The organism is Nakamurella sp. UYEF19, assembly GCF_040546275.1.
In the GTDB taxonomy this organism is placed as follows: Bacteria; Actinomycetota; Actinomycetes; order Mycobacteriales; family Nakamurellaceae; genus Nakamurella.
This window is the reverse complement of record NZ_JBEPNO010000039.1, coordinates 21,453-30,943: the sequence shown is the minus strand read 5'-3', so window position 1 is coordinate 30,943 and position 9,491 is coordinate 21,453. Positions and strand designations below refer to the sequence as shown.

At 62.6% G+C, this 9,491-nt stretch carries 4 protein-coding genes and 1 pseudogene; 4 read left to right on the top strand and 1 reads right to left on the bottom strand.

The features are described from left to right. Together ABIB25_RS27775 and ABIB25_RS27770 are read left to right on the top strand one after the other, a co-directional pair. A pseudogene (locus tag ABIB25_RS27775) lies at positions 1 to 602 on the top strand (hypothetical protein); the annotation flags it as partial. Next, positions 595 to 1,806: an McrC family protein gene (locus ABIB25_RS27770; protein WP_354531756.1), complete on the top strand. Its 1,212-nt coding sequence runs from the start codon at positions 595 to 597 to the stop codon at positions 1,804 to 1,806. The pseudogene ABIB25_RS27775 and the gene ABIB25_RS27770, both read left to right, overlap by 8 nt. A gap of 1,370 nt (positions 1,807 to 3,176) precedes the next feature. On the opposite strand, the gene ABIB25_RS27765 is transcribed toward ABIB25_RS27770, so the two are convergent. Then, entirely contained in the window at positions 3,177 to 6,263 is a 3,087-nt protein-coding gene (locus ABIB25_RS27765) for a DEAD/DEAH box helicase (protein WP_354531755.1), read from the bottom strand. A 353-nt stretch (positions 6,264 to 6,616) separates the two neighbouring features. Between ABIB25_RS27765 and ABIB25_RS27760 the strand changes: the two genes are divergently transcribed. Both ABIB25_RS27760 and ABIB25_RS27755 read left to right on the top strand, forming a co-directional pair. Then, a complete protein-coding gene (locus ABIB25_RS27760) occupies positions 6,617 to 7,852 on the top strand; it encodes a hypothetical protein (RefSeq protein WP_354531754.1) in 1,236 nt (411 codons plus the stop codon). A gap of 1,026 nt (positions 7,853 to 8,878) precedes the next feature. Next, positions 8,879 to 9,457: a DUF1016 N-terminal domain-containing protein gene (locus ABIB25_RS27755; protein ID WP_354531758.1), complete on the top strand. Its 579-nt coding sequence runs from the start codon at positions 8,879 to 8,881 to the stop codon at positions 9,455 to 9,457. Positions 9,458 to 9,491: the final 34 nt, after the last annotated feature.

Genomic DNA, 9,491 nt, shown 5'->3' with positions numbered 1-9,491 from the left:
CCGGCCCCGTCAAACCCTCGAATGGCTCAAACCGAAAGAGAAACTCGATATGCTATTGTTGGAGTCAGGTGAGGCACTCGCTGGTTGAAATCGCCCTGTTTCTCCTCGAGTACCGTGATGAAGAGATTCGACTCCAGTACTCCGATACTCCGTTCTCGCTGCCCCCGAACCTCTTGATTATCGCGACCATGAACACCGCAGACCGGTCTATTGCTCTCGTTGATAACGCCCTGCGTCGTCGATTCCATTTCGTTCCCTTCTTCCCAGATGTCCCACCGATCGATACGTTGCTGCAGCGCTGGCTGTCCGACCGACAGCCAGAATTCACTTGGGTCGGCGAGATTGTGGATCACGCCAATCGAATTCTCGCAGATCGCAACGTAGCGATTGGTCCCAGCCATTTTATGAGGCCAATTCTCACGAAGGAGCTGGTCGAACTGATCTGGCAATTTTCGGTCATTCCGTTCTTGGAAGAGCATTTCTTCTCTGATCCAGATCAACTGAAGCAGTTTGAACTCCGCCGGCTGCAAGGGGCGCTATCTTACTCGAACGTTGATGGTGGCGCAATGCCAAATACGGTCGCCGATGAGGGCGATGAGTAGATCACTGATTCTGGTCGAGCACCTTCCCAGCGAGCCTATCGAATTATCGACGTTCGAACGAGACGCGTTATGCAGAATGGTGAGCGGCCTAACTGTCGAACCGACGCCAGGCGCCACCGGAAGCTACATTTTAACCGGGCGGTCCATGGTTGGTGTGGTCCGTGTCGGTGATTTCACTGTCGAGCTCCGGCCCAAGGTGGGGATCGCGCCAGTGCTGTTCCTGCTGTCTTATGCATTGGATCCGAGGGCTTGGCGCGAACCGACGGCCGAAATTGCGCGCGACGTGACTTTGGCAGAGGCGATCGTGCCGATGTTCGCACGCACCGTCCAGGAAGCCCTTCGACCCGGTCTTTTGCACGGATATCGGGGTCACGACGACAGTCTCACCACTGTCCGCGGGCGAATTCGCATGGCAGATCAGATGCGAAACCGCACCGGTCTGCCGTTGCCAGTCGAGGTGAACTACGACGAGTTCACCCCTGACATCCTGGAGAACCGTCTGCTCAGGACGGCGGTCGATGTTCTGGGGCGACTGCGGCTTCGCCATCAGGGGTCCCGGCGATCCCTCGGCCGCCTTCGCCAACAGCTCAACGGTGTGAGCAGCCTGATGGTGGACGGACGCGGGATTGATGAACCAGCCTGGAACAGGCTGAATGAGCGGTACCGGCCGGCCTTCTCCCTCGGACGGTTGATCGTCCTCGGTGCAAGCCTGGATGCGCGTGCCGGGACTGAGGACGCGAGCGCATTCCTGATAGACATGAACAGGGTGTTCGAGGATTTCATTCGAGTTGCATTGCGGGAACACTTGCATATCGATGCGAGGGCTTTTCCGACCGCGGGCAGCGGTCATCGGCTGTTCCTAGATGCGGGCAGTTCGGTGGCGTTAGAGCCCGATCTTTCATGGTGGATTCGAGGCGGCTGTGTCTTCGCGGGCGACTGCAAGTACAAGCGAACGCGGGGCAGTGTGCCGAATGCCGATGTCTACCAGATGCTGGCCTACCTCACGGCGCTCAACCTGCGGGACGGTCTTCTGGTGTATGCCGCGGGCGAGGATGAGAAGCGCGATATCGTTATCGAGTCCGCCGACAAAATTGTACACGTCAGGACCGTCGAGGTGGCACGGCCACCGCGCGAGGTGCTGGCCCAGGTGGGGCTAGTCGCCGAGCTGATCCGCTCGATTGCCGTCATCCGCGTGCTCGCCTAAGCCGAGTAAATCTGCGAATGCGCAAATGGAACGAGGTGGAGTCGTTTTGCGTGACCGACCCGTATCAAACGCATAACGGCCAGTCGACCCGGCCTCCGACAAGTAGTGGGCCTGCAGCATAGTCCGATTCTCGAGAAACCAACGGATGGTGCGGAGGCAACCGGACAGATGCTGGCCGGCGGCGTTCTGGGCAGGAACTAAGAAGAGCCGGTCATGGCTCTTTGGCGAAATACATCAGACGATCATCGGCCATGTCCAGACCATCTTGAAGACACTGTGTGTCTTAACGGTTAGGTGTACTGACTCGATCGTGCTGGCAAACGTATGATCCACGTTGGACAATCGGTGCAATGTAACGTGCCTATTCAGCGGCGCTCATTTGTTGGATCTGGGGAAGCGATCGAATTATTACCTAGGCTTGCGCGGGCCGAATTCTGAAAGAGATCTCGATTCCGGCCCGTGGCAGAGGCGGCGTCCTTAAACTCGGCTGGCGAGCATATATGGCCCGGGCTCACGTGCCCCGACAGGTCATAGACACTATCTTGCCACTGTCGGGCAGCGGCGACTGTTGCGGCGTCCGCGAGTAGCAATAGTTTGTCGAATAGCGCAGCCCTCCGGTCCGCAGTCCGATCTAATGACTTCCGTGCTTCTTCGATAGATGTGGTGACGGGCCGTGGGATAAGACCTAGGCAACTGCCTATTGTAAGGCAGCACCGCACTTCTGTTTTCAAGGCCTCAACGTATTCGCTATAGGCGGTCAGTCGGCTAGTGTCCCAGCGGCTGAGATATGCCCTCTTCCATCGAGCGGTCTCAGCCATGCGCGCGAATAGAAACGAAAAGCCCGCTCCGAGAGCAACCCCGATCAACGGCGTGGTGAGTTCAACAAACGTCGCCATATTGACTTACCCATCTAAGGAGTGCGTAGTCCGGTTGATCGTCCGCAGAGAGTACCCCACGGCTGGAGCAGGTAGGAGACCGCGGTCCATGGGATGTCGGATCGCGGGTGGGTCTCTGATAGAGGGCAGGTCATCCAGATAGAGCGGCGTCGGGTGACTCTCTGTAGATCGCTGTCTGAGGCTTGGTTCGAGATGGTTGCGGTACCGGATTACCGTCGCGCCGAACTGCGCCCACTCGCTGAGGTCCTTGACGGGTACGGGGCCGCTGGCGCAGCCTTGGCCTCCAGATCGGTTAATGGAACACGTCGACGATGTTCTTACTGCGGTCGTTGGCTTCGCAGACCCCGCCCTCGGGGCCGAAACCGCCGGCAAGCAGTGAAGCGAGTCCTTGCGCGCCGCTTGGTCTGAATCTTTGTGAGGGCTAACGATTTTGGGCGTGGCTCCCGCCCAACCGAGCGTTGAAAGACCGAGTGCTCACCCCGCCACCCGGGCCTGGCTGAACACATCAGCCGGCATCGCGCGGCGAAGCTGCCAGGTGATCCCGATGGGGCGGTCGCCGGTGTGGCTGACGTAGTCGGCGGCGCCAAGGAACGTGTACGCCGTGGTGCCCAGCGCATCCACCTTGGCGGCGCGGCTGAAGATCAGGATCTCGGAGCCGGTCGCGCGGTGGTTGAGATACCGCTGGCCGGTCTTGGACGCGGCCGTGGTGGTGGACTGGCTCTCCCAGTGGAACAGCGTGGGCGAGATGGCGTAGTCCTGGTACATCGTGGTCGGGGAGTAGTCGGTCTCGGTCTTCCGGAGAGTTACGAAGAACGCGTCGAGATCCATTTCGTCGCTGCGCATCACTCCCTCCCGGAAGTAGGACGGCAGGCGTTGCAGCGTTGCATGCCCAAGGGCGGACAGGATCTCCTCCCGCTGGTAGCGGGCGTGGACCTGAAGCGGGGAGTCGCGCAGCTTGCCCGTCAGTGGCGACGGCAGGTGCCGTGATTGATCCAGGCCAAGCGAGATCAGCTCGGAGAGTTCCTCTCGAGCGGCTGGCTCCCGAGCCAGGGCAGCGAACCCAGCCTCGAATGACGAAAACCCACCGGCGTCCGGGAACAGCAGGAAGAACAGCATGCGGGCGAAAGCCTGCTGGCGAGACCCCATCTGCCCATACGACATGGCATCGTCCGACAGAAGCAAGAGGTACGCAGCAGCCCGCTCGGCGTCATCGACATGGGCAACGGCTCGAACCCGTCGCAGCAGCGAAGCCTCGGCACCGCCGCCGTCCTTCGTCGGTAAACCAGCCTCCCGGCGTAGCCGCGTCCAGCTGCGACCAGATCGAGCGACATCGGCGAGTTCGAGGCCCGACTCGGTAAGGAACTGAACGAGCGAAGTATCGCCCTGAGCGCGAAGCTCCGTGACGATCGAGGTCCAACGGCCGCCAATCTGGGTCTTGAGGTTGGCCAGCATCGCGCTCTGCACCTCTCGATCCAGCACGATCTGAGAACCCGACGGCAGGAACGGAAAGCCACGGACGATGTCCCGCTCCAAGCCCTTGCGGGTGCTGCCGGTGAGCGCTCGGTAGCGAAGGTCGAATCGGAACTTCTGGTTCTGCTGGCCGACGAAGTCGAGCACCGTCAGGACCGCCTTGTTAACGGCCCTTCGCAGTCCACGTCCGAGTTGCTGGAGGAAGATCGTCGCGCTCTCGGTGGGCCGCAGAAAGAGCACCGTGTTGATCAGCGGGAGATCGACACCCTCGTTGAAGAGGTCCGCCGTGAACAGGATCTTCAGCTGGCCTTCTCGAAGGTCCGCAAGCGCGCGCTTGCGTTCGGTGCTTGGCGTCTCGCCGGTCACCGCCAGAGCCGAGGTCCCAGCGGTGCGGAAGGCCTCCGCCATGAACCCGGCATGCGCAACAGAGACACAGAAGCCAAGCCCGCGCATGCCTTCGAGGTCGACGACCTTGTCGGCGACTTCCTTGAGAATGATCCGTGCTCGGGCGTCATTCCCGGTATAGACGCCCGCCAGTGCGGTCTGGTCGTACCGCCCACGGGTCCATTGGATCTTGGAGAGATCAGTCCCGTCAGCGATGCCGAAGTACTGGAACGGACAAAGTAGCCCCTGGTCCAGGGCGTCCCACAACCGCAGCTCGTAGGCAGCCCTGCCGTCGAAGAACGACCGGACGTCCATCCCGTCGGTGCGTTCCGGTGTCGCCGTCATACCCAGGAGTTCCTGCGGCTTGAGGTGGTCAAGTAGCCGGCGGTAGGTGATGGCCTGGGCGTGGTGGAACTCGTCGATGACGACGACGTCAAAGGCATCGGCCGGGATGTTGACGGCGCCGTAGGAGCTGAGCGACTGGACCGAGGCGAACACGTGGCGCCAGCGTTCGGGGCGGTGTCCGTCGACGTAGAGCTCGCCGAAAGTGCCGTCGCCCAGCACTTCTCGGTACATCTGGCGAGCCTGTTGGAGAATTTCCTGACGGTGGGCGACGAACAGCAGCGACGGACGCGTGCCGGTGCTGACCTCGCTGAGGTGGCGGTAGTCCAGGGCCGCGACGACGGTTTTGCCGGTGCCGGTGGCCGCCACGATCAGGTTCCGATGCCGACCGTGGACGATCCGCTCGACGTCCAACGCCTCCAGCATCTCCGACTGGTAGGGGTAGGGCCGGACTTCGAGACCGGACAGGACGATGGTGGCGTGGTTCGAGGTGGATCGACCGGATGCTTCGGTGAGAGCGTCATCGAGGCGATCGCGATCTCGCACCGGGTCGTACGTTTCGAAATTGTCGTCAGCCCAGTAGGTCTCGAAGGTCGCCTGGAACTTCTCCATCAGCGACAGCGTGGCGATCCGGGAGAGTCGGACGTTCCACTCGAGCCCTTCGAGGAGGGCCTGTTGGGACAGATTCGACGAACCGACGTAGGCGGTGTCGAAACCGGACTTCCGGACGAACAACCAGGCCTTGGCGTGCAGGCGGGTGTTCAGCCGGTCGTAGGAGATCTTGACCTCGGCGCCGTATTCGCCCACCAGCCGGTCGAGTGCCTTGCGTTCGGTCGCGCCGATGTAGGTCGTGGTGATCACGCGGAACGGAATATCCCGTTCCTTCAGCTGCTGCAACTCGGCGGCGATCACTCGGATCCCGTGCCACTTGACGAACGCACACAGCAGGTCGACCCGGTCGGCCGTGGTCAACTCGGCTCTCAGCTCGGATCCGAGTGATGGTTCGCCGTGCGCGTTGGTCAGCAACGCCGCGTCCGAAAGGGGCGTGCTGGGCCTCGAGGTGGAGCTCGCGAGCACACCCGGCGATGCCGGCCGGGACAGTGACATCAATTGCCGGACATCGTCGCCGAGGACGTCATCGGGCATCTCGAGAATGGACAGCAGGCGATTGACCAAGTCGACTCGAAGCGGCTCTGACGAGGTGGCGCTTAGTCGGCGAACGACTGCATCGCGGAGGTGACGGCCCAGCACCTCGGGTTGCTCGGCCTGGTCCACGGTGCGTATCTCGGTGACAAGGTCCCGCACCGACGCCAGTTCGCCGGCCGACCTGGCGGTCAGCAAGCTCTCGTACAGGCCCTCATCCATCGTGGAATTCGCCCCCTGCGACGTGAGATGGCCCGACGCAGATGACGGTCCGTATGCCTGATGTCGCTGGTGGTCAGTCTCGCACGGTGCGCCAGGCCATCCGCCGAAACTCGAGTACGGGCGTGGCTCGGCTGGGTGGACCGCTCGGGGCGGAGCAGCTGGCGAAGGCCATCGGTTGGTCCATGTCGAGACTGTGCACCGATCAGTGAAGCCACGCAGGGCGAGACGCCGCCGACGATCGTTATTCCGCAGTGGCTTGATGCTGATCTGTGGGTGGCTGCGGCTGGAGGGAGAAAGAGGCACCTCACCGCGCGTAGGTCGGTCACCGTCGCCAAGATGAATAGCCAGCTACCGTGAGCGTCGTGGAGATGGAACACGACTACCTCGTCCGCGGTGACTCCACCTCGGTCGAGGCCTGGTCGCGGACGCGACTGACCTTTCAGCCCGCTCCGAATTCGTGGATGAAGAGCTTCAGAGATCAGATCCGCAGCCACCTTTTAGCGATGACGGTGCCCGACGGTCGGATTCTGAGAGCCGAGTACGCGTCGGCCGCCACGGGCTTCTGCGATGTCGAGAACGTCCTCCTCTACAACGTGGGCACGTCCGCCATGAAGCACCTGACCCACACCGGGGTGCAGGTCGAGCGCAGACTGTCAGAGGTGCCGGCTCCGGACGGCGTCGATCCGCAAGTGGCAGCCCACCACCACCGCTACACAGCTGTAGAACCGGGTAAGGCGCCCGAACGATGGCGTCCTGGTCCCTCGCTGATCGAGCTTCGCAACGTTCGAGTTCACTCCGTGGCGAAGGTTGCGCCGGTCTGGGCCGCGATTCGTCGGCATGCAGACGCACCGAACCGCTCCGCGCCGACGCTCGGCCACTTTGGTGTCCGGATCCGGGTCCAGGCTCCGCTCGCGGCGCATCATCAAAACTTCGCGGAGCGCGTCAAGGTTTTGCTCGATGCCGTCATCAGCGCGGCACATTCTCACAACGGTGCTCAGCTTGATGACGTCGTCGGCCGACTGGTCGACGCCGGCGTTGGGTCTCCGGACGAGATGCGGGGCTACCTGTTGGATGACCGGTGGGCCGTGCTCGGCAAGCGGCCGCTGCTGCATCCCCATGGTGCTGGGGTGCAATGGAATCCGGCTGATGACCTTTGCGTCTTTGCGGAGGTCCTGCTTGATGAGAATGTTCACGGCGACTCCGATTGGCGCCTGTCCGCGGAGATGTTTTCCTTGTTTCCTGCGTCCGTTTCAGGTGGTGAGTCTCCTCCTGTCGAGAAGGTTGCGGTGCCGGCCGACGGAGCCGGAGAACGAGACCTCATCGCCTTCGCGCTCACCTTCAACGCCGTGGACGTTCTGGGATCGCCCGACGCCGTGGCGTCGCTGGCAGCGCAGACGCGATCGGGCTGGGAACGCGACGGCCGGTTGCCGGCCGAAGTGACCGAACTTAGAACCTCGCTCTACTTCGAGCAACGACGCCACCGGCACCTGGAGACGGATCTGAGCCTCGATCACTTTGTGCGTGCTCTGATGCGGGCCATCCGCGAAGGGTCGAACGGATTCGTCACGGCCGTCGGAGATCAGCCGTAGGAGCAGGTCGTCTGCGACTTCACCCAGGGGTGACCGACTGCACGGCCAACTCGCACCGGAACTCAGCGTCGCACCCATGATCAGATGCAGGAGTGAACGCCTCAGAAACTCCGCAGATACTGGTATGTGGTAATCGCCGAGGGTCTGACGGGCCAGGAGCCCGGACAGACTCGGCCGCGGTTGCAGCAATGGTTCAGCAGCTACCGATCGACCGGCCGCGGCCAGGTAACGACAGAGGGATTCCCGAGCCGTACATCGGGTCTCTGCCCGGCGGTCCGACCCGACCCAAAGTGGTGATGCTTGGGCTCAACCCGGGTGCTCAGGATGTTGTCTTTCAGGCCGCCAACGGTATCTTCGCTGACGCGCTCCGGCACATGGGCTGACATTCCGCTTGGGCCGCGTCCGGGCCATACCGGCGCGCCCCGTGGACAACCACGAGGGGTTCCAACGTTTATCACAATCGGCGTCTGACTTTCGGTCAGCGGTGGACTGAAGATCCGACTCTCGCCGACGCAGAACTGCTCACGATGGAGCTGTACCCGTTACACTCCACGGCCGTGGCCGGCACCATGGCACCCGATCCGGCGATCATCAGCGAATTCGTGTGGGAGCCGATTGCGGATGCCGATGTCCGGATGGCCTTCGCGTTCAGGAAGCCGTGGGTACGGACCGCCGAGGAGCTGGGACTGCCGTCACGGCCGCTGGACGCGTCGTCCACCGTGTCATCGCGGCGGGTGCGTGCTACGACCTGCCCAGCGGGCAGCGCCTCATCGTCCTCTGGTACTCCGGCGCTGCCGGCCCACCCAACTCGACCGACGTGGAAGTCCTCCGGTCATCGCTGCACCAGTCATGACCGTGGGCTCGCCCCAGTAGTCGCGGGGTGGGGCCGGGAACGCGGCGGCGTCAGGCCCAGCGAGCGCTCAGCCGAGTCCTGACCGTTCTGCGGGCGCGGGGGACTGTCGGTGCCGACCGCCATAATGTGGACATGAGTACGAACAGCGGAGCCGGCCAACCACTTCCGACCGAATACGGCGACCTTGTCGAAGCGCGATCAAACGGGAGGTTCGTGGTGCTCGGCTGCAGGCTGCTCGGGTCGTCAACACAGAGTTGGTACGGCTCTACTGGCGGATCGGGCGACTGATCCTGGACCGCGGGTCCGAGCAGGGGTGGGGATCGAACGTCATCGGGCACCTTGCCGTTGACCTGCAGCGGGAGTTCCCGAGCACGAAGGGCTTGAGTAGGTCGAGTCTGTTCTACATGCGCAAACTCGCGGCTTCGTGGCCCGAGGCTGCAATTGTCCAGCAGCCTGCTGGACAATTGCCCTGGGGACACCTCATGGTGCTGCTCGACCGCTTCGACGAACAGACCGACAGGGACTGGTATGCGGCGAGGGCGGACGAAGCTGGTTGGTCGCGCAAGGTGCTCGAGCATCACATCGCTACCGGGCTACACCCCCGGCTGGGATCCGGAATCACCAATTTCGCCGACCAACTTGCGCCTGCCGACTCTTATCTGGCTCGCGAGATGGTCAAGGATCCAGGCTTAGGCCGGCTCGGGGGTTCAGGCTCAGCCGGGGCGGGCGCAGCGGACGTTCAACGGGGCTGAGCTGGAGGAAAATTCACCCGGCCGGTGGGGCCGG